The sequence below is a fragment of the Leisingera sp. ABM4_103 genome, assembly GCF_056158685.1.
In genome coordinates, this window is the sequence record NZ_JBSWTU010000005.1 from 692632 (window position 1) to 712892 (window position 20261).

The window sequence follows — 20261 nt, forward strand, 5'->3', positions numbered from 1 at the left end:
GCTCAAGCAGACCTTCCAGATTGCTGGATCGCCCCTGGGGACAGCCGGGCTGCCGACGAAGTCAGGAACCTGATCGCCCGGAAACGGACCTTGCGCCGACGCAGTGCCTGCGCAGACAAAGCGCAAGGCTCCGAAGAGAAATAACGAGAAATGGCGATCCCTGAAGGACTCGAACCCTCAACCTGCTGATTAGAAGTCAGCTGCTCTATCCAGTTGAGCTAAGGGACCGCGTGGCGCCAGTTATGACAGGCTCCGGCCGGGGGTCAAGCCGCGGCGCGCAGGTCCAGGTGCATAAAGACCGACCAAGGGTCCTCGCCGTAGTCCGCAAACGGCCCGCATTGCACAAACCCCAGGGATTCATAAAGACGGCGCGACGGCAGGAAATCATCCGTCGACCCGGTTTCCAGATAAATGCCAGAGGCGTTATCGCGCCGGGCCAGCGCCAGCAGGAAATCCAGCATCGCCCGCCCTGCCCCGCTGCCGCGGGCCTCTGCCAGTGTATGCATCGACTTCAGCTCGCGCGCGCCATCGTCCAAGGTTTTCAGCGCCCCCATGGCAATAGCCTTGCCGCTCTGGCGCAACAGGAAGAACCGCACATCCGGACCTTCCAGCCCGCTGCCGTCCAAGGCATGGCAGCTTTCCTCAGGCGACTGCGCAGCCATTTGCGACAGATGCCGCCGGATCATCGCGGCGGCCTCCGGTTCCGCCGGGCTTGCCGGGCTTATTTCGAACCCGGAAACAGGTGTGCCGGCGCCACCCGGGCTGCTGCGGTGCTCTACGTTCGCCATATTGCCTCACGATCTTATCAGCGGTCACCGGTGCGGTCCGGCACATAACGCACCGGCCTGGCACGATCCCTACTCTGTGTTTACTGTCAGGGAAAGATAATTCCTTATCACTCAGCGGCCCGGAAAAGGACCGTTGCCAGGGGCAGCGGTCCGGGGAAACGAACACATCAGAAACAGGACCGCCGCCGTCAGGTGCCCTGGCACCGTTCCGGTAAACAGATCTCCATTTCCTTCATCACGGCGCCGAAACCGCCCGCCATCAGGCCAGTGATCCGGCCCGCCTCCAGATCCAGCTCGACCGTGATTTCGCTGGGCGACGCCGGCACCATGTAGTGGCCTTGCTCGATCAGAAGCTTGGGCTTGCGGATGCCAAGATGGTCATAAAGCGCGCAGGCCAGCGGCCCGGCGGCCATGCCGGTTGCCGACTCCTCAGCTATGCCATAGCGCGGCGCGAACATGCGTGCCGTGGCATCGGCGGAGGTTGCAGCGGGATCCGTTGTGAAGACATAGAACCCGATCAGGTCCAGCGCCTCGCTGATGGCTTCGATCTGCGGCTGCCGGGGCTGGATAGCCGCCAGCGCAGCGGCGTCCTTGACTGCAACCAGCACAAAACTGTTGCCGGTATTGGCAAGCACCGGCGCAAACCGCGGATCCAGGCTGTCGTCGGCAAGGCCGAGCGCGGCCAGAACATCCTGCAGCTGGACACCGCGGTCCGCCCAATCATCGGCCGTCTCGTAGCGCGGCGCCAGCTGCTCCATATAGGCCGCGCCTTCCCGGACGATAATTTTCCGAGGCCCATCAACGGTTTCTTTGGAGGTCTCACCCTCCTTAACCCGCCCGAGTTCGGCCAGATAGCTGAAGGTCGCGATGGTCGCGTGGCCGCAATGGGCAATGCGCCGGGCCGGGGTAAAGAAGTCCAGCTTGAAACCCTCGGTGGCGGAACGCGAAACGAACGCGGTCTCCGACAGCCCAACCTTTTGCGCGATTTCCAGCATCTGTGCCTCGCTAAGCTCATCGGCATCCAGCACAACTCCCGCGGGGTTGCCGCCGGCTGCCTGCACGTGCCCGCCGCTGCCGCGGCTGATCCGCTTGAGGTCCGCATCGCTCATCCCGTCGCGGCCGGCCTCAAGCAATTCCGCGTCGCCGGTGTCGCGAAGGGTGACAAATCCATTGACGATGCGGGCGGTGACAGATGTGGTGCTCCGGGTCATGCTGCGAACTCCTTTTCATGAACTGCTGTCAGCATGACCAAACTCTTGCGCCTGTAATACTGATATAACTATGATCAGGATTCATGAATTACGACAGCCTTCTCCCTAAACTTCTGCAGAGCGCCCCCCTGCTGGCGGCCATTGCCGAGGAACAAAACTTTACCCGCGCTGCGGAACGGCTGGGGATTGAGCAATCCGCGGTCAGCCACCGGATCAAGGCGCTGGAGGAGGCCCTCGGCGTGCCGCTGTTTGACCGCACCACCCGCCGGATCACTCCGACGGACGTCGGCCGCATCGTCTGCGAGGCCGCGCAGCAAAGCGGCGGAGTCTGGCAAGCCGCGCTCACCCGGCTGCAGGACCTGAAAACCAGCCGCAGCCTGCGGCTTTCGGTATCGTCTTCGGTGGCGATGAAGTGGATCGTGCCCGCCCTGCAGCGCGCGCAGGCCAGCGGCCTGGATCTGCTGGTGGACGTCGATGACCGGCTGGCCGACCTGCACGCAGGCGAGGCCAAGGCCGCGATCCGCTATGGCATGGGGCCATATCCAGGCCTGCATTCGGAGCCCTTGCTGCAGGCCGTGCTGCTGCCGGTCTGCCGCCCGGGTTACCTGGGGCCGCAATCCTTTCAGGACTATTGCCAGCAGCCCGGCGCCCGCCTGCTGGTCGACCGCTTCGGCGAAACCGACGGCACCGGGTTCAGCTGGGACGCCTATTTTTCGGGCCGCGGCTGGGACATCGGGTTTGAGCGCTCCATCAGTGCCTTTGCCCGCGCCGACCTGGCGATCCAGGCCGCAATCAGCGGCATGGGCATTGCGCTGGGGCGCAGCCTGCTGGTCGAACATGATCTGGAGGCCGGCTTTCTGGAGGCTGCCGGCCCGCCGGTGAAATCACGGGCCCGCTATTGGCTGGTCACCACGCCGGCCAATGCGGCGACGGAGGGGTACCAGGTCTTGCGGACCTGGCTTCAGGCAGAGGTCTCGGAGATCCGCAAACAGCAGGCCGCGCTGTTCGGCAAACCGTAGAAGCGGTCATCTCAGCAGCCGGGGCTCAGCCCGCCGCCCTGATCCAGCGGGCGATCTCCTCGGCAGCTGACTGCAAATGCTGCTCCTGCGTCAGCCCGGTCACTCTCTTACGCGGCTTCAGGTCATGATCGCCGTCTTCCAGCCAGCAAAACGCCGCCGCACCGGAAAGGTCATAGCCTGCAACCTCCCCCTGCGTGCCGAACGGGTCACGGGTGCCCTGGCAAATCAGCGCTGGCGTTCTCAGTCCGGCCAGATGCCCGGTCCTGAGCTTTTCGGGTTTGCCAGGCGGATGGAACGGATAGCCAAGACAGACCAATCCTCGGATGCGTTCCTGAGCCCAAAGATCATCGGCAATCAGGCTGGCGACCCGGCCGCCCATGGACTTGCCGCCGATAAACAGCGGGCCGCTGCAGACAAGCGTCTCGATGGCTTCGCGGTACTCTTCCTGCAACACCTCAACCTTCGGCGGCGGCCGTTTCGGCCCGCCGCTGCGGCGCCCTGCCATGTATGCGAATTCAAACCGGGCAACGCGCATCCCGCGGGCGGCAAGGGCCTCTGCCATCGTGGTCATGAAGGGCGTATCCATTGCCGCCCCTGCACCGTGGGCGAGGAGAATGGTGGCGCGCCCCGGTTCGTCGCCGTTCAAGAGAAACCTGAATTCAGACATAAAAGCTTACCCGCAGAACCGCCCCTTAGAATTTGGCATGAGCTGCCGCCGTTACCGGCGAGAGCTGCATCCGGAACCACCATGCGCTCAAACGAAAAGGGGCCGCAAGACCGCTCCGCCCTCTGGAAACTGAAGCGCTTGCAGCGGAGGTGCTCAGGAGCAGAGCAATTTGATCCTGCCGTTCCCAGCGAGACACCGAGCCATATCGCTCAATTGTGGCGGCGGCAAAAGGCGTCTGCACTTGCAAATTGCTATCGGTCCGCCCCCGGTGCCCCACAGGCACGCAAACCAAGGCACGCTAAATCGGCACACCGGTGATGCGCGCGATCAATTCCAATGAGTTCCGCGCACCGAATTTCTCCAATAGCCGGGCGCGATGGACCTCGACCGTCCGCGGTGAGATGCCAAGCCCGCGCGCGATCTCCTTGCTGGTAAGCCCTTCGGCCATCATCTTGGCCACCTGCCGCTCCCGCGCTGTCATCTCTGTGATCGGGCGGTGCTCGGAAATATCGGCGAACGTCCAAACCGACCGGGCAAAAGGCGTATCCGCATCAAGCGACTGCCCCCGCACCCGGCACCAGAAATGCGAACCGTCCCGGCGGCGCATGATGCGCTCATCTTCGTACTGGCCGGTGCCCTGCATCTTGTGCAGGCCGAGGTCCCCGATACGCCGGTATTCCTCCATCGACGGGTAAAGCACCGAAAGGGAACGCCCTTCGAGATCCTCCGCCCGGTATCCGAACATGCGTGCAAACCGCGGATTGCAGCGGCGGATCAGACGGTTTTCCGCATAGATCAGCCCGATCGGGGCATGATCAAAGGCAAGGGATTCAAGGTCAGCATTCATGGATAATTACGTAGTTACACGGATCGCGCCGCCATCGTTACACAATTAGCCTGTCTTCACGTCAAGGGAGGCAGATATGGACGCAAAAATCGTTGGCTGGGGCCACACACCATTCGGTGCGCTGGACCAGAGTTTTGAGGAGCTGATCCAGGCCGCCGCCGCGGAGGCGATCGAAATGGCCGGTGTCGGCCCGGAAGAGATCGATGCAATCTGGCTGGGGCATTTCAACAGCGGCATGGTGCCGGACGCCTTTGCGTCGTCGCTTGTGCTGGGCCTGAATGACCGGCTGCGTTTCACGCCTGCAACCCGGGTGGAAAACGCCTGCGCTTCGGGCTCGGCGGCGGTCTATGCGGCGCGCGATGCCATCCGGGCCGGATCGGCCCGGACCGTCCTGGTGATTGGCGCGGAGAAGATGACCTCGCTTGACACCAAAGGGGTGACTGCGGCGCTGGCAGGCGCCTCCTATCAGACCGAAGAGGCGGGGGTCAGCTTTCCGCAGATCTTCGCCCGGATCGCCAGCGGTTATTTCCAGGCCTACGGCGACCAGTCCGGGACGCTGGCCCGTATCGCTGTCAAGAACCATGCCAACGCGCAGGCCAACCCCCTGGCGCAGATGCGCCGGGACGTGAGCTTTGAGTTTTGCAACACGCCCAGCGAAAAGAACCCGGTGATCGCCCCGCCGCTGCGGCTGACGGATTGCTCGCTGATTTCGGACGGTGCCGCCGCGCTGGTGATGGTGGCCGAAGACCGCGCCGGCTTTGAATGCGCGGCAGGGTTCCGCGCCTCCTGCCAGGTCAATGATTACCTGCCCATGTCGCGCCGGGACATGACCCGCCTCGCAGGTGCGGCGCGCGCGTTCGAAATGGCCTTTGAAGAGGCCGGCATCGGCGTGAATGACCTCGACCTGGCGGAAGTGCATGACTGTTTCACCATCGCCGAGCTGATGATCTACGAGGCGATGGGCCTGGCGCCGCAGGGCCAGGGGGCCCGGGCGGTGGCAGAGGGCACCGTCATGGCCGGCGGCGCCCTGCCCGTGAACCTGTCGGGCGGGTTGAAGGCCAAGGGCCACCCGGTCGGCGCCACCGGTGTTTCCATGCATGTTTTGGCTGCGCAGCAGGTCACCGGACAGGCCGGGCCGCTGCAGAAACCCGGGGCAGAGCTGGCGGGTGTTTTCAACATGGGCGGTTCCGGCGTTGCCAATTACTGCTCCATTCTGGAGGCCCGTTCATGAACCCCGCCGAGTGGCTGCACCGGACTGCATTGCGCGCCGGTGCACGTCCTGCCCTGCTCATAGGGGACCGGACCATCTTGGACTATGCGGGCTTTCGCGACGCGGCAGCGCGCCTTGGCACGGGGCTGGCTGCGCGCGGCGTTTCCAAGGGCGACCGGGTCGCGGTCTTCATGGGCAACCGCATTGAGTACCTGATCGCGCTGTACGGTATCTGGTTCACCGGTGCCGCGGCCGTACCGGTTAACGCCAAGCTGCACCCGAAGGAGGCCGGCTGGATCATCGAAAACGCCGGCGCTGCCCTCACGCTGAGCGATGGCAAGCACGCGCCCGGCCTGAGCGGACCGGTGGTTTCGGCGGACGGGGCAGAGTGGGATACGCTCCTGCGGTCATCGCCGATGGCGCGGCCGGAGATGCTGGACCCCGACGATATGGTTTGGCTGTTTTACACCTCAGGCACCACCGGCAAGCCCAAAGGCGTGATGATGACGTGCGGCAATATCGCGGCCATGACCTATGCCTATTTCACCGATGTCGATGATGTGCTGCCCCAAGACGCCATCCTTTACGCGGCGCCGATGTCGCACGGGGCCGGCATCTACAACTTCATGCACGTGATCCGCGGCGCCCGCCATGTGGTGCCGGAAAGCGGCGGGTTCGATCCGCAAGAAATTCTCGCACTGGGGCGGTCGGTTGGCAGCATCTCCATGTTCGCAGCCCCCACCATGGTGCGCCGCCTGGCAAGTCACGCCAAGGCAACGGGCCAGGATGGCGAAGGTTTGCGCACGATCACCTATGCCGGCGGGCCGATGTATGAGGCAGATATTCTGGACGCGGTTGAGACCATGGGCGCGCGTTTCATTCAGGTCTATGGCCAGGGTGAATGCCCCATGGGCATCACGGTACTGCCGCGCAATGACGTGGCCGGCCGCAGCCACCCGCGGTGGCGCGCGCGGCTGAACTCCGTGGGCACAGCCCAGAGCGCTGTCATGGTCCGGATCGCCGATGAAACCGGCGCTGAGCTGCCGCCCGGCGAAACCGGCGAAATCACCGTTCGCGGGGCGACGGTGATGAAGGGATACTGGCGCAACCCCGCGGCCACCGCCAAGACAATCCGCGACGGCTGGCTCTGGACCGGCGACATGGGCTCAATGGATCTGGACGGCTATGTCACGATGATGGACCGCTCGAAGGACATGATTATCTCGGGCGGATCCAACATCTATCCCCGCGAAGTGGAGGACGTTCTCCTGTCTCACCCGCAGGTCTCCGAAGCGGCCGTGGTGGGCCGGCCCCACCCGGAGTGGGGCGAAGAGGTGGTGGCCTTTGTCGTGGGAACGGCCGCACAGGAGGCGCTTGACGCCCGCTGCCTGGAACAGATCGCGCGGTTCAAGCGGCCAAAGCAGTACATCTTTGTGCCGGAACTGCCCAAGAACAATTATGGCAAGGTGCTGAAAACCGATCTGCGCGCCATGCTGCAACAGGAGCAACTGCATGACTGATCTGACCGGAAAGACCGCCCTCGTAACAGGTTCTGTTCAGGGCATCGGGCTGGCAATGGCCAAGGCTTTTGCCGGGGCGGGCGCCCGCGTGGCCGTGCATGGGCTGGCCGATCAGGAGCAAGCCCGGGCCGCTATGGCCGAAGTCACCGCTGCCGGCGCTCCGGAAACCCGGTTTTTCGATGCTGACATGCGGGACGCAAGCGCGGTCGAAGCCATGATGGCCGGAATGGAAGAATGGGGGGGCACCGACATCCTCGCCAACAACGCCGGCATCCAGAAAACCGTCTCCCTCGCGGAGGCAGACACCGCCACATGGGATGCTGTGCTGGGTGTCAACCTGACGGGGGCCTTTCACACGATGCGCCTGGCCATGCCCAAAATGGCCGAACGCGGATACGGGCGGGTGGTCAATATCGCCTCGGTTCACGGGCTGGTCGCTTCGGTGAACAAGGCGCCCTATGTGGCATCGAAGTTCGGGCTGGTGGGGCTGTCCCGGGTCGCAGCGCTGGAATACGCGAGCCAGGGCAGCCGCGACACGGGCGGCATTACTGTCAACTGCATCTGCCCCGGCTGGACGGAAACCGCGATCATCGAGCCGCAAGTCCAGGCCCGCGCCGCCCTGCACGGCGGCGACAGAGCAGCGGGGATTGCCGACCTTCTCGCCGAAAAACAACCCTCCCGCCGCACCTCCGACCCCTCTGAGATCGGTGCGCTGGCGCTCTGGCTCTGCGCCCGCGAGGCACATAACGTCACGGGGGCATCCATTCCCGTCGATGGCGGCTGGACGGCGCAATAGTTAGCGGGGCAAGCACCGGCGCCGCGATGCCGCTTGGCCCCTTTCTTCGCGTCTTTCAGGTGCCCGTCAGTGCTTTGGATTTCCGTCCTCTTTGAGAGCTTGACGGCCCGGGGAGGGGGAACGGCTGCGCCCATTTGCCCCCCGGAGCCGGTCACGAGTTCAAAAACTCACCTGAAACCGCGGCCGGCAACCGCTCTCAGCAGATCAATCTGGACAATGTCAAAAGTGGTCCGGAAACAAGCTCTTTGCAACATAAAGACAGGTCCGCTCAGCCTTGCCGCGGTCGAAATCATCTGCGTGCAAGTGAAAGTCGGTCCACGTTCCCTCAAGGAGAGCGATCAGTCCGTCGGCTGCAAGCTCTGCATCGGCGCCGGCGTAGGACCCCTCGTCGATGAGGGTCTGACAAATCTCAATCAGCACATTGCGCAGATTTGCATCCCTGGAATCGATGTATTGCCGGTACTCTGGGTTCGAATAGACTTCAGATCGGAAGGCGAACCAAACCGCAACATCGCGACGGTTGAGCAGGTCCGGCGAAACATCCAGCTTGACGATCCCCTTCAATTTTTCCGCCGCCGGAAGGGCCGGGTCCAGGGCCACCCTCTTCCATCGTTCGGAGTAGCTGTTCGCCAAATCTTCGGCGACTGCCAGCAGGAGGTTCTCCTTGGTCTTGAAATGCAGATTTATCATGCCCCGCGACAGGCCGGAAATGTCCTGAATTGCGGCAATGGTCGCCCCCCGGAAGCCGTGTCTGAATATGGCTTCCGCTGCGGACTCCAAGAGATGACGCCAATTCTTGGACTTGCTGAACTCCCTGGCGTTCAGCCCTTCCCCATGCTGGCCGGTGCTGCTCACGTCCTTTGCGACCCTCTTTGCTTCAGGGGAATGCCCCAAGTTTCCAATGGCTTCACACAAACCGAACTTAAAAGCAAAGGCCGTTCTTGACAATGAATGTACGTTTGTTCAGTTTGTGATAAGTGTTACAATGCAGGTGAGATCATGACGCTGCTGAATACCGGCTTCGACACAGTCCGCGATTGGGACAACGGGCATTTCGTGCATCCGTGGGAGGGGATGGCCCACATCGGCCAGAACAACAGGACGTTTACCGAGGGCGGTGAAGGCATCTATGTCACCACGGAAACGGGTGAGCGCCTGATCGACGGACCGGCCGGCATGTGGTGCGTGCAGATCGGTTACGGCAACACCGAGATAGCCGAAGCGATGGCACAGCAGGCGCGGGAATTGGCTTATTTCTCGCCGTTCAACAACGCGAACTCCACCTCCGCACGCCTGGCCCATGAAATAGCCGGACGCACGCCGGGGGATCTGAACCATGTTTTCTTCACCACCGGCGGCTCTACGGCCGTGGACAGTGCGCTGCGCTTCGTCCAGTTCCGCAACAATGTCCTGGGACGGCCGGACAAAAAAGTCGTGATATCGCGCCAAAAGGCCTATCACGGCTCAACCTATCTGGCGGCCTCGATGAGCGGCAAGGAACGCGACAAGGGCTGGCTGGACCAGGCAGAGCATCTGACCCATTTCCTGCCCAACGTGAACCCTTATGTCCGCGCCAAAGGCCAGAGCGTCGAGGCGTTTCTGAATGAAAAGGTTGCGGACCTGGAAAACGCGATCCTGCGGATCGGTGCTGACAAGGTAGCGGCTTTCATTGCCGAACCGATCCTGTGTTCGGGCGGGGTGATCATTCCGCCAGCGGGTTATCACAGACGCTGTCTCGAAGTCTGCCGCCGGCATGACGTGCTCTACATCTCTGACGAAGTGGTCACCGGTTTCGGCCGCATGGGCCACTGGTTTGCCTCCGAAGAGGTGTTCGATATCGTTCCCGACATCATCACCTGCGCCAAGGGCATGACCTCAGGCTATGTGCCGATGGGGGCCTGCATCATCTCCGACCGGCTGATTGCCGACGTGTCCGGCGGTAATTCCCAGGACGCGACCTTCTCGAACGGGTTCACCTACTCCGGCCATCCGGTCAGCGCTGCCGCAGCGCTCAAGAATATCGAGATCATCGAACGCGAGGGCATCCTTGAGCATGTGCGAAAGGTCACGCCCCATTTCGAAGCACGGCTCGCAGCCCTCGCCAGCCTCCCGCTGGTCGGCGATGCGCGCGGTCAGGGGCTGCTTGGCTGTGTCGAATGCGTAGCCGATGCAACGGCCGGCGACGTGCTCGCACTCGACAAGTCCGTGGGCGCCATGATCGACGCGCATTGCCAGGACAACGGCCTCATCCTGCGCCCGATCATCAACATGTGCGTGTTCTCACCGCCGCTGATCATCTCCGAAAGCCAGATCGACCAGATGTTCGACATTCTGGAGGACGGCATCCGCAAGACAACAAGCGATCTCATTAAGCAGGGGATCAAGCTCGCATGAAACAAGAGAACGTGCGGCGCTTGCGGCCCCGGGTGGCGGCCCCGCACCAAGGGCACCTGCGGCAGCACCTTGCCGCCGGCGCCCGTGCCTCAACGTCAAATTGACCCTTAAAGATTGGGCCGAACAGCTCGCTTCGGAGCACCGCTCCGCCTGCTAAGACCCGGATATGGAAAAGGCGCCCATTAGGCGCCTATTTGCAAATCCCGATGAGAACCCGTGCCGAAACGGTGGGAACTCGTGGAAGATTTACAACCTCAGTGGGTCCAGGGCCCGCGGCGGTTGGTGGCGAAATTGTCGCCATAGCCGCCCGGACGGATGTTGGCCTTGCGCTCCTTGGGCTCGACCACCAGCGCTTCAATGCCATGATCCTTGGCATATTCCAGCGCCGCCTCCTTGGTATCAAAGCGCAGACGCACCTGGCTTTGGGTGTCGCTGGAGGAGGTCCAGCCCATCAGCGGATCCACCTCGCGGGCGCTTGCCGGCGCGAATTCCAGGACCCATCTCCGCGTCTTCGCCATGCCCGAGGTCATGGCATTGCGTGCTGGCCGGTAAATCCGCGCTTGCATGGGCTGTCTCCTGGTGTCTCAACCTGTGAATCTCAAAGTTGCGCATTTATGCGCCGGATATGCGGCTGCAGCAAGGTGGCAAATGCGCCGTATTTCAACGGTTTTGCCCCGCCGCCACAGGCGTTTGACCGCAACAAGCCCTGATGCCCCCTTGAACAAGAACATAAACAGACCAAAATCAGCGCGGTCCCCAACGGAGTCGCCCGATGCCCTATGCCCATTCCGACAAGTCCATGCCGATGATGACTCAGCGGGCGCCGCAGCAGCGGCCCAAGCTGGAGGGCGGCAAGCGGTTTGTCATGAACACGACCTTCGACCCGGCAGGCGACCAGCCCACCGCGATCAAGGAACTGTCCGAGGGCGTGCTGGAGGGCGAGCGCAATCAAGTGCTTCTGGGCGCCACCGGCACCGGCAAGACCTTCACCATGGCCAAGGTGATCGAGGAAACCCAGCGCCCGGCGATCATCCTCGCCCCGAACAAAACGCTGGCGGCGCAATTGTACGGCGAATTCAAGGGTTTCTTCCCGGAGAACTCGGTCGAATATTTCGTCTCCTTCTACGACTACTACCAGCCGGAGGCCTATGTGCCGCGCTCCGACACGTATATCGAGAAGGAAAGCCAGATCAACGAGCAGATTGACCGGATGCGCCACTCCGCCACCCGCGCCCTGCTCGAACGCGACGACGTCATCATCATCGCGTCTGTCAGCTGCATCTATGGCATCGGCTCGGTCGAGACCTACTCCGCCATGACCCAGGACCTGAAGGCCGGCGAGATGTACGACCAGCGCCAGATCATGGCCGATCTGGTCGCCCAGCAGTACAAGCGCAACGACCAGGCCTTCCAGCGCGGCTCCTTCCGGGTCCGCGGCGACACGCTGGAAATCTTCCCCGCCCACCTGGAGGACCGCGCCTGGAAACTCTCCTTCTTCGGCGAGGAGCTGGAGGCGATCACCGAATTCGACCCGCTGACCGGCGAGAAGACCGGCACCTTCGAGCAGATCCGCGTCTATGCGAACTCCCACTATGTGACGCCCAAGCCGACGCTGAACCAGGCCATCGTCTCCATCAAGCAGGAGCTGAAACAGCGCCTCGACCAGCTGGTGAACGAAGGCAAGCTGCTGGAAGCCCAGCGGCTGGAGCAGCGCACAAACTTCGACCTCGAGATGCTGGAGGCGACCGGCCACTGCAACGGCATCGAAAACTACTCCCGCTACCTGACGGGCCGCGCCCCGGGCGAGCCGCCCCCGACCCTCTTTGAATTCATTCCCGACAACGCCATTGTTTTCGCCGATGAATCCCACGTCTCCGTCCCGCAGATCGGCGGCATGTACCGCGGCGACCACCGGCGCAAGTTCACCCTGGCCGAACACGGCTTCCGCCTGCCGTCCTGCATGGACAACCGCCCCCTCAAGTTCGAGGAATGGGACGCCATGCGCCCGCAGTCGGTCTTTGTCTCCGCCACCCCCGCCGCGTGGGAGCTGGAACAGGCGGGCGGCGTCTTCACCGAACAGGTGATCCGCCCCACCGGCCTTCTGGACCCGGAGGTCGAAATCCGCCCCGTCGGCATGCAGGTCGACGACCTCCTCGACGAGATCCGCAAAGTCACCGCAAACGGCTTCCGCACCCTGGTCACCACGCTGACCAAACGCATGGCAGAGGATCTGACCGAATACCTGCACGAACAGGGTATCAAGGTCCGCTACATGCACTCCGACATCGACACGCTGGAGCGGATCGAGATCCTGCGCGACCTGCGCCTCGGCGCCTTCGACGTGCTGATCGGCATCAACCTGCTGCGCGAAGGCCTCGACATCCCGGAGTGCGGCCTCGTCGCTATTCTGGACGCCGACAAGGAGGGCTTCCTGCGCTCCGAGACCTCGCTGATCCAGACCATCGGCCGCGCCGCGCGGAACGCCGACGGCCGCGTCATCATGTATGCCGACAAGATCACCGGCTCGATGGAGCGCGCCCTGGGTGAGACCAACCGCCGCCGCGAAAAGCAGATCGCCTACAATCTGGAACACGGCATCACGCCTGAAACCGTCAAGAAAAACGTCGAGGACGTGCTGGCCGGCCTTTACGAGGGCGATGTGGACATGAACCGCGTCACCGCCACGGTCGGCAAGCCGATGCACGGCGCCAACCTGGAGGCGCATCTGAACGGCCTGCGCGACGACATGCGCAAGGCGGCGGAGAACCTGGAGTTCGAAGAAGCCGCCCGCCTGCGCGACGAGATCAAGCGGCTGGAGGCCGTGGACCTCGCCATCTCCGACGACCCCCTGGCCCGGCAATCGGCGGTGGAGGCGGCGTCGGAGGCGGCGGTTAAGTCGCGGGGGCGGTCAACGGCGGGGAAAGCGGGGACGCGGGCGTACCGGGGGAAATCGCAGAAGAAGTTTTCGTAGGGTGGGCAATTTGCCCACCATTCCACGGCGTCCACAAGAAATGGTGGGCGGAATCGCCCACCCTACTCGCCGAACTCTCCCTCCGGGCTTGGCTCTGTCCACTCTGCCGGGACTCTGCACGCCCGAATATCCCGATGGATCGAGGAAAATTTCCAATCTGCCGGCCGGGCGGCCAGCCCATGCTTCACCGGATTGGTCCAGCAGTAAGTGACATGCCGCCGGTAGTCTTTTTCATTCCGGATAAAATGCTCCCAAAACCGGCGCTGCCAGATCCCCTTTTCCCGCTTGGCATGCTTGCTGGCGGAACGACCAAAGCTTCCGCCCACGGCATGTGAAAACCGGGACTTGATCAGCCGCCAGCGCCCGGAGAAATCGCAGTCTCCCTCTGGCAAGGTCCAGACCGCATGCAAATGGTCCGGCAGAATAACCATTGCCTCACAGCGGAACGGCAGCTGCCGCTGAGTATCCGCATAAGCCTGCCGCAATGCAGCAATCTCCTCGACGAGCAAGGATGTCCCCCGCTGCGCCAGGTTGACGGTGAAGAAATAGCAGCCGCCATCGCTTTTGAACCGGCGGTAGTTTGGCATGGGGTATTTGAACCTGACGCAGGTTAACACCCTATTAACCACCCGATCCGAGGTGGCAAATTGCCCACCCTACGCAGAGCGGGCGTTCTTGCCCCTGTCGCCAAATAAATCAATTAACCGCCTGTCAACAAACAAAGTTTCGCAGCGGAAACCCTTTTCATTTACACCCCGAGTCCAAACCCGGCCAACCGCACAGCCCCTGGCCCTCACAGCTTCCACTTCTTCTTCACGCTGTCCGGCACCGGGTAGATCAGTTTGCGGTTGTCGAAATGGTGGCATTTGATGCCTTCGCTGTTGCGCTCCGCCAAATAGCGCAGGCAGGTGCCCAGGGCGTCGATGATCTTCTGGTCCGTCCGCGTGGTCACATCCACCGCCTGTCCCGATAAATGGCGCGAGATGTATTTCCACTCGGCCTTCTTAAACATGCAGGCAATGAACCCCTTCTTGTCCTTAGCCTGAACAAACCCGTCCAGTTCGACCCGGAAATCCTCGTGGCTGCGCAGGTAGGAATAGATCTTGCCGCGCTTGAGGTGGCTGTTCCAGCCGTTGTACATGGCGCTGGCCTGCCCCTTCTTGTCGCGCAGGCCCGAGACCACATGGATGGTCTCGCCATAGTAAGACGAGACCTCGAACAGCACATCCAGGATCTTCTTCTGCACCCCTTGCGTCTTACCGGTCAGCCGCCCGGGCTTGCACAATCCGCCGGTGTCGATGGTCTTGATGACATTCTCCGCCGCCTTCTTCTTGGCGTCCTTGGCCGCCTTCTCCGCAGCCTGCTTGGCGGCTTTCTGCGGGTCCTCGCCCTTCTTCTCGCCCTTGGCGAAATAGCTGTCGTAAAGCGAGGTGGCATAATCCTCGATCTCGCTCAGCAGCGCGGCCCAGCCGCTCTGGTCGAGCGACTTGGACTTGGCCTCCTTCATCACCGCATCCTTGGCAGCCTTCACCGCCTGGGCCTTGGCCTCCTGCTTGGCCTTCTCGTCCTGCTTTTCCTTGGCCTTCTGCTCCGCCTTGGCCTTGGCCGGCCCCGCGTTCAGCTTCTTGATCGTGTTCTTGCCCGGATCGATGCGGAAATCGGGCTTGAAACCGCAGACGTCCTGCTGGAACTGCCCGATGGTCTTTTCCAGCACCGGGGTCGGGGTGCCATCGACCTTGAGCTTCTTGAAACCGGCATTGGCCGCAAAGGCATTCAGCAGCTGCTGCACGGCTTTGACATCTTCGGGCAGGTTCTTGCCCTTGCGCCCGACTGAGGCGGAAAGCTTGGTAACCATGGTAAACTCGCAATCAAATACAGCGCGCCGGCCAAACCGCCCGCGCAAGAAAATTTTACTACGCCGGGCGGATTCAGGCAATCAGCCCCTCAGCACCGGGCCGGGCGGGTCCGACAAGCGATTGAACTCCCCTTAAAACTGTGCGCATCAAGCGTTTCATGGTTTGCAAGCTGCCGCATATCCGCCCGGGCCAGAGCGTCGGGCTTTTGGGAGGGTCCTTTGACCCTCCGCACCGCGGCCACGCGGCGATTTCCCATGCCGCGCTGAAACGCTTCGGGCTGGATCATCTGTTCTGGCTGGTCTCCCCCGGCAACCCGCTGAAGGCGCGCCAGCCTGCTGCGCTGGAGCGGCGGATCAGCGCCAGCCGCGAGCTGATCCAGCACCCGCGCATCCATGTCAGCGGCATCGAGGCCGATCTCGGCACCCGCTACACCGCCCAGACCCTGCGCCACCTGCGCCGCCGCCATCCGGGCGTGCGCTTTGTCTGGCTGATGGGGGCGGACAACCTCACCCATTTCCACCGCTGGAAGGACTGGCAGCAAATCCTGGATACCGTGCCGGTGGGGGTGCTGGCACGGCCGGGGGACCGGATCTCGGCGCGGTTTTCGCCAGCGGCGCGGATCTACCGGCATGCGATGCTGAAGGGCTGCGAAAGCCACCTGCTGGCGCAGGCCGCGGCGCCCGCCTGGTGCTTTGTCAACGTGCCGATGGTGGATGTCAGCTCCACCGAAATCCGCGCCCGCGGCGAATGGTCAGCGGCGGAGCATGGCTGAGACCAGACCGGCGCTGAGCACCACCGCAAGCCCGGCCCAGGTCCAGGCATCCGGCAGCTGGCTGAACACCGCCCAGCCCAGGCCCACAGCCGCCACCAGCTGGAAATAGACCATCGGCGCCAGCTTGACCGCCTGCACCCGGCCATAGGCGAACAGCAGCAAGAGATTGCCCGTCATCGAAAACGCGGCACTCCCCACCGTCAGTGCCGCGGTTGAGGGGGAGAACTCCGGCAGGCTGGCAAGGCCCAGCGGCAGCATCAGCAGGGCCGAAAGCAGCAGCTGTGTCAGGCTCAGCTCCAGCGGCGAACCCACCCCAGCCAGCCAGCGCGAACTGGTGAGGAACCCGCCATAGAAACAGCCCGCCAGCACCGCCCACAGCAGGTTGACCGAGCCGCCAAAGCCAGGCCGTACCACCATCAGCACGCCCAGAAAACCCACGGCCATCAGCAGGCTGCGCGCCAGCGTCGCCTGCTCCCGCAGCAGCAGCACCGACAGCACGTAGCTGATCACCGGCCCGATAAAGAAAGCGGCAAAGACATTGGCCAGCGGCTCCGTCATCAGCGCCAGCTGGATCGAGAAGATGCCGCCGGTCAGCAGCCCGGCCCTGAGCCACAGCCGCCAGTCGCCCAGCAGCGTGAACGCCCGGCGCGGCACAAAGGGCAGGATCAGCGCGGCACCGATCGAAAACCGCGACCAGGCGACAAAGGCAGGCGTCGCCAGCCCGCCGCCGGTCAGCAGCTTCCCGCACAGATCACCCGCCGGGATCATTGACATGGCCGCAAACATGAGGATGACTGCCTGAAACATGGCTGCCAGCGGTAGCAGGACTTTCCATCAGGCAAAACCCCGGACACTGCGGCGGATCAGCCGGCAACGGGGATTGAAGAAGAGCAGGTCCTCGCCTTAAAAATGAATACGATGACTTCACGCCGGACATTCCTTCTTTCCGGGCTTGCCGCATTGGCGGGCTCTTCTGCGCTGGCCAATGCGCCTGCGGTTTCCCTGCGCCCTGTGGCGCGCAAGGTCAGCTCTCTGGCGGCTGGGGCCGACGGGCTCAAGGCACTGCTGTCGCGGGCCAAGCTGCCGGGCGATGCGGTCTGCGCGGTGGCGGATGTGAAAACCGGAAAGCTGCTGGAAGCGTCCGGCAGCGGCGAGGCGCTGCCGCCTGCAAGCGTTGCCAAGGCGCTGACCGCGCTTTACGCGCTGGACGTGCTGGGCGCGGATCACCGGTTCGAAACCCGCATTCTGGCCACCGGCGGCGTTGCGGGCGGCGTGGTCAATGGCGACCTGATCCTGGCCGGCGGCGGCGACCCGATGCTGAACACCGACCATCTGGCGCTGCTGGCCAAGGCGATGAAATCCGCCGGCGTGCGCGAAGTGCGGGGCAAGTTCCTGGTCTGGGACGGCGCCCTGCCGTCGGTGCGCAGCATCGACCCGGAGCAGCCTGATCATGTCGGCTATTCGCCCGCAGTCTCCGGCATTGCGCTGAACTTCAACCGGGTGCATTTCGAGTGGAAGCGTGCCTCCAGCGGCTGGGCCGTCACCATGGACGCCCGCACCGAGAAATACCGCCCCGAGGTCGCCACCTCCCGGATGGCAATCGCCTCCCGCGCCGTGCCGGTTTACACCTATGCGGAGAAGGCCGGAATCGACCAGTGGACCGTGGCCAGCAAGGCTCTTGGCAAGGGCGGCGCCCGCTGGCTGCCGGTACGCAATCCGGGCGCCTATGCGGGCGATGTGTTCCGCACCCTGGCGCGGTCCCATGGTATCGCACTGCCTAAGGCAAAGGCCGCCAAATCGCTGCCCCAGGCCCGGCTGCTGGCACAGCATCACAGCCCGCCGATGGACGTGATGCTGAAGGCGACGCTGAAGTACTCCAACAACCTGATGGCCGAGATGATCGGCATGGCCGCCACCGCCGCGCGCGCCGGGCGGCCCGGCTCGCTCAAGGCCTCAGCCGCCGAAATGAACCGCTGGGCGGCTGAGAAATACGGCATGTCCGGCACCCGGCTGGTGGACCATTCCGGCCTGGGCGAAGACTCCCGGATGACCCCGGCGGACCTCACCGGCGCGCTGGTGGCGGCCTACCGCTCCGGCCAGTTGAAACCGCTCCTGAAACCCTTCCGGCTGCGCGACGCCAAGGGCCGCGTGGTCAAGGGCCACCCGATCAAGGTCGCTGCCAAGACCGGCACGCTGAACTTTGTCTCGGGCCTTGGCGGTTTCATGACCGCGGCTGACGGGACCGAACTGGCATTCACCATCTTCACCGCTGATCTGAAGACGCGCGCCCGCATTCCCCGCGCCCAGCGCGAACGGCCCAAGGGCGCCCGCGGCTGGAACCGGCGGGCCAAGCAGCTTCAGCAGCAGCTGATTGAGCGCTGGGGCGCGGTTTACGGCAGCTGACAGCCGGGATTGGTCTGGGAATATTATCCGTTACTGGACGTTTCTCCCAGACCAGCGGCGTGGCAGATCCGGGCAAGGCGGCGGTGCAGGGACACCGCGGCTAGGCTTTACGAAGGATGCCCTTATGACGGATCTCATCAACGACCTCGGCCAGCCCATCGGCGCGCCGCTGCCGGACTGGACTGGCGCCCGCCACCCCGGGCACAGCGGCATGGTGGGGCAGTACTGCCGGGTTGAGCCGCTGGATGCGGAGCGCCACACCACGGACCTGTTTGCGGCGTTCCGGCAGGACCGCACAGACGCGATCTGGACCTATGTGCCCTACGGCCCTTTCGCTGCCCAAGAAGAGCTGCACGATTGGGTAAAGGCCGCCAGCGGCGTCGATGCGCAGCCCTATTTTGCGGTGATCAACGGCACCAGCGGCAAGGCCGAGGGCATTGCCAGCTACATGCGCATCCAGCCTGCTCATGGCGTGATCGAGGTGGGCGGCATCACCTTCGCCCCGGCACTGCAGCGGACGCGGGCGGCGACCGAGGCGATGTATCTGATGATGGCGCGGGTGTTCAATGATCTGGGCTACCGCCGCTATGAGTGGAAATGCGACGCGCTGAATGCCCCCTCCCGCCGCGCGGCAGAGCGGTTCGGCTTCAGCTATGAGGGGCTGTTCCGGCAGGCCATCGTCTATAAGGGCCGCAACCGCGACACCGCCTGGTATTCCATTCTGGACGGCGAGTGGCCGCAGCTGAAAGCGGCGTTCACGGCTTGGCTCGATCCCGCAAATTTCAATGCGGACGGGCAGCAGCAGCGGAGCCTGGCGCAGCTCAGAGCACAGCCGTCCGTAGGCTGACCAGCCCAGGCACCGCTACGCCAGCTCCGCCGCCACCTGTTGCGCCAGATGCTGAATGCGCCGCAGCCGCGCGCTCAGCGGGCGCCCCTTGCGAAAGGTGAGCCACAATCCGTGGCGCCGCGGCTTGGGCAGCGGGATCACCGCCAGCAGGTCCCGCTGCGCATAGGCTTCAACCCCGCTGCGCGGCAGCAGCGTATAGCCGATGCCGCGGGCGACCGGGTCCAGGATCTGGCCGATCTGGTTGACATAGGTCCGCACGCGCAGCCGGTCGGCCCCCTGATAGGCCTCCGGAAAATTCAGCGGCAGCAGCTCATCCGCATGGGCAAAGCCATCGGGGTGGGCCACAAAACCGCGGGTTTCCAGCGCCTCGAACGTCACCTCTGCGCCCGCATCACGGCTTGGCAGCACAAGGCAGAGCTCCTCCTCCCCCAGATGCTCCGCCTCCAGCCGGGGGTGGCCGGGGTCGTGATCCAGAATGCCCAGATCGAACACACCGTCCAATAGACCGCGCTCAATGGTGGCTTGCGGGGCTGCTTCCAGATGGGCCGCAAGGTCCGGCGCGGCTTCAAGCAGGTCCAGAATGCGGGGATAGAGCAGCGTTGCAAAGCTGCCGGAGCAGGCGATCCGCACTTCTCCGGCATCGGGGCTGTCGGTGGCGATGGCCTCTCTCAGGCGCCGTTCCTCGTCCCGCCGCGCCTGCCCCAGCGCCCGCACCGCCTCCCCCGCCGGGGTCAGCGAAAAGCTTTTGCCGTCCTGTGCGATCAGCGCCTGCCCCAGCTGCGCCTCCAGCTTGCGCAGGTGCTGCGAGACGCCCGGCTGGGTCATGTTCAGCCGCTGCGCCGCACGGGTGAAATGGCCGGTTTCAGCCAGCGTTGTGAAGGTTTCGAGCCAGGTGGCGTTCAGCATCAATCATGCCACATTATTATCATTTACATGCGAAATGATAATTTCACAGAGCTC

19 protein-coding genes and 1 tRNA gene are annotated in these 20261 nt (G+C 63.6%); 9 read left to right on the plus strand and 11 right to left on the minus strand.

What is annotated here, in order from left to right; genetic code table 11:
- Positions 1 to 151: 151 nt before the first annotated feature.
- From ACXAED_RS04920 to ACXAED_RS04930, 3 genes are all read right to left on the minus strand, one after another.
- Positions 152 to 228: transfer RNA gene (locus ACXAED_RS04920), tRNA-Arg, on the minus strand.
- Positions 229 to 263: 35 nt separating this feature from the next.
- Positions 264 to 788 (minus strand): GNAT family N-acetyltransferase, encoded by a 525-nt coding sequence (locus ACXAED_RS04925; protein WP_475047310.1) that lies wholly within the window; start codon positions 786 to 788, stop codon positions 264 to 266.
- Between the two features lie 188 nt (positions 789 to 976).
- A complete protein-coding gene (locus ACXAED_RS04930; protein ID WP_475047311.1) occupies positions 977 to 1999 on the minus strand; it encodes a PhzF family phenazine biosynthesis protein in 1023 nt (340 codons plus the stop codon).
- An 83-nt stretch (positions 2000 to 2082) separates the two neighbouring features.
- Between ACXAED_RS04930 and ACXAED_RS04935 the strand changes: the two genes are divergently transcribed.
- Positions 2083 to 3018: a LysR family transcriptional regulator gene (locus tag ACXAED_RS04935; protein WP_475047313.1), complete on the plus strand. Its 936-nt coding sequence runs from the start codon at positions 2083 to 2085 to the stop codon at positions 3016 to 3018.
- Positions 3019 to 3043: 25 nt separating this feature from the next.
- Here the strand turns inward: ACXAED_RS04935 and ACXAED_RS04940 are convergent, their stop codons facing one another.
- Both ACXAED_RS04940 and ACXAED_RS04945 read right to left on the minus strand, forming a co-directional pair.
- The gene (locus tag ACXAED_RS04940) at positions 3044 to 3685 is read right to left on the minus strand and encodes an alpha/beta family hydrolase (RefSeq protein WP_475047314.1); all 642 of its coding nucleotides are present in this window, start codon (positions 3683 to 3685) and stop codon (positions 3044 to 3046) included.
- Between the two features lie 298 nt (positions 3686 to 3983).
- Positions 3984 to 4532, minus strand: a complete 549-nt coding sequence (locus ACXAED_RS04945) for a LuxR C-terminal-related transcriptional regulator (RefSeq protein WP_475047315.1) — start codon at positions 4530 to 4532, stop codon at positions 3984 to 3986.
- 76 nt (positions 4533 to 4608) lie between these two features.
- Here ACXAED_RS04945 and ACXAED_RS04950 point away from each other — a divergent pair, with 76 nt between their 5' ends.
- The 3 genes from ACXAED_RS04950 to ACXAED_RS04960 are packed head-to-tail and all read left to right on the plus strand — an operon-like array spanning position 4609 to position 8058.
- Positions 4609 to 5763 (plus strand): acetyl-CoA acetyltransferase, encoded by a 1155-nt coding sequence (locus ACXAED_RS04950; protein WP_475047317.1) that lies wholly within the window; start codon positions 4609 to 4611, stop codon positions 5761 to 5763.
- Complete coding sequence (locus tag ACXAED_RS04955) at positions 5760 to 7262, plus strand: class I adenylate-forming enzyme family protein (protein ID WP_475047318.1); 1503 nt, start codon at positions 5760 to 5762, stop codon at positions 7260 to 7262. The genes ACXAED_RS04950 and ACXAED_RS04955 overlap by 4 nt, the downstream gene beginning before the upstream one ends.
- On the plus strand, positions 7255 to 8058 hold the full coding sequence (locus tag ACXAED_RS04960; RefSeq protein WP_475047320.1) for a 3-hydroxybutyrate dehydrogenase: 804 nt from the start codon (positions 7255 to 7257) through the stop codon (positions 8056 to 8058). Before ACXAED_RS04955 ends, ACXAED_RS04960 begins: the two co-directional genes overlap by 8 nt.
- A gap of 219 nt (positions 8059 to 8277) precedes the next feature.
- Here the strand turns inward: ACXAED_RS04960 and ACXAED_RS04965 are convergent, their stop codons facing one another.
- Positions 8278 to 8913, minus strand: coding sequence for a TetR/AcrR family transcriptional regulator (locus ACXAED_RS04965; protein ID WP_475047322.1), 636 nt, complete (start codon positions 8911 to 8913; stop codon positions 8278 to 8280).
- 144 nt (positions 8914 to 9057) lie between these two features.
- On the opposite strand from ACXAED_RS04965, the gene ACXAED_RS04970 reads away from it, so the two are divergent.
- Positions 9058 to 10452: an aminotransferase gene (locus ACXAED_RS04970; RefSeq protein ID WP_475047323.1), complete on the plus strand. Its 1395-nt coding sequence runs from the start codon at positions 9058 to 9060 to the stop codon at positions 10450 to 10452.
- 254 nt (positions 10453 to 10706) lie between these two features.
- Here the strand turns inward: ACXAED_RS04970 and ACXAED_RS04975 are convergent, their stop codons facing one another.
- On the minus strand, positions 10707 to 11018 hold the full coding sequence (locus ACXAED_RS04975; RefSeq protein ID WP_475047325.1) for an ETC complex I subunit: 312 nt from the start codon (positions 11016 to 11018) through the stop codon (positions 10707 to 10709).
- Positions 11019 to 11224: 206 nt separating this feature from the next.
- Between ACXAED_RS04975 and uvrB the strand changes: the two genes are divergently transcribed.
- Complete coding sequence (uvrB, locus tag ACXAED_RS04980) at positions 11225 to 13423, plus strand: excinuclease ABC subunit UvrB (protein ID WP_475047326.1); 2199 nt, start codon at positions 11225 to 11227, stop codon at positions 13421 to 13423.
- 62 nt (positions 13424 to 13485) lie between these two features.
- Here the strand turns inward: uvrB and ACXAED_RS04985 are convergent, their stop codons facing one another.
- Positions 13486 to 14010 (minus strand): REP-associated tyrosine transposase, encoded by a 525-nt coding sequence (locus ACXAED_RS04985; protein WP_475047328.1) that lies wholly within the window; start codon positions 14008 to 14010, stop codon positions 13486 to 13488.
- A 206-nt stretch (positions 14011 to 14216) separates the two neighbouring features.
- Entirely contained in the window at positions 14217 to 15278 is a 1062-nt protein-coding gene (locus tag ACXAED_RS04990) for a peptidoglycan-binding domain-containing protein (RefSeq protein WP_475047330.1), read from the minus strand.
- A gap of 158 nt (positions 15279 to 15436) precedes the next feature.
- Here ACXAED_RS04990 and ACXAED_RS04995 point away from each other — a divergent pair, with 158 nt between their 5' ends.
- Positions 15437 to 16051, plus strand: a complete 615-nt coding sequence (locus ACXAED_RS04995; RefSeq protein ID WP_475047331.1) for a nicotinate-nucleotide adenylyltransferase — start codon at positions 15437 to 15439, stop codon at positions 16049 to 16051.
- Here ACXAED_RS04995 and ACXAED_RS05000 read toward each other — a convergent pair.
- On the minus strand, positions 16031 to 16837 hold the full coding sequence (locus tag ACXAED_RS05000; protein ID WP_475047332.1) for a DMT family transporter: 807 nt from the start codon (positions 16835 to 16837) through the stop codon (positions 16031 to 16033). The genes ACXAED_RS04995 and ACXAED_RS05000 overlap by 21 nt on opposite strands.
- A 132-nt stretch (positions 16838 to 16969) precedes the next feature.
- On the opposite strand from ACXAED_RS05000, the gene dacB reads away from it, so the two are divergent.
- Both dacB and ACXAED_RS05010 read left to right on the plus strand, forming a co-directional pair.
- The gene (gene dacB / locus ACXAED_RS05005) at positions 16970 to 18454 is read left to right on the plus strand and encodes a D-alanyl-D-alanine carboxypeptidase/D-alanyl-D-alanine endopeptidase (protein ID WP_475047334.1); all 1485 of its coding nucleotides are present in this window, start codon (positions 16970 to 16972) and stop codon (positions 18452 to 18454) included.
- A 124-nt stretch (positions 18455 to 18578) separates the two neighbouring features.
- A complete protein-coding gene (locus ACXAED_RS05010; RefSeq protein WP_475047335.1) occupies positions 18579 to 19301 on the plus strand; it encodes a GNAT family N-acetyltransferase in 723 nt (240 codons plus the stop codon).
- Positions 19302 to 19316: 15 nt separating this feature from the next.
- Here the strand turns inward: ACXAED_RS05010 and ACXAED_RS05015 are convergent, their stop codons facing one another.
- Positions 19317 to 20207 (minus strand): LysR family transcriptional regulator, encoded by an 891-nt coding sequence (locus tag ACXAED_RS05015; RefSeq protein ID WP_475047336.1) that lies wholly within the window; start codon positions 20205 to 20207, stop codon positions 19317 to 19319.
- Positions 20208 to 20261 lie beyond the last annotated feature (54 nt).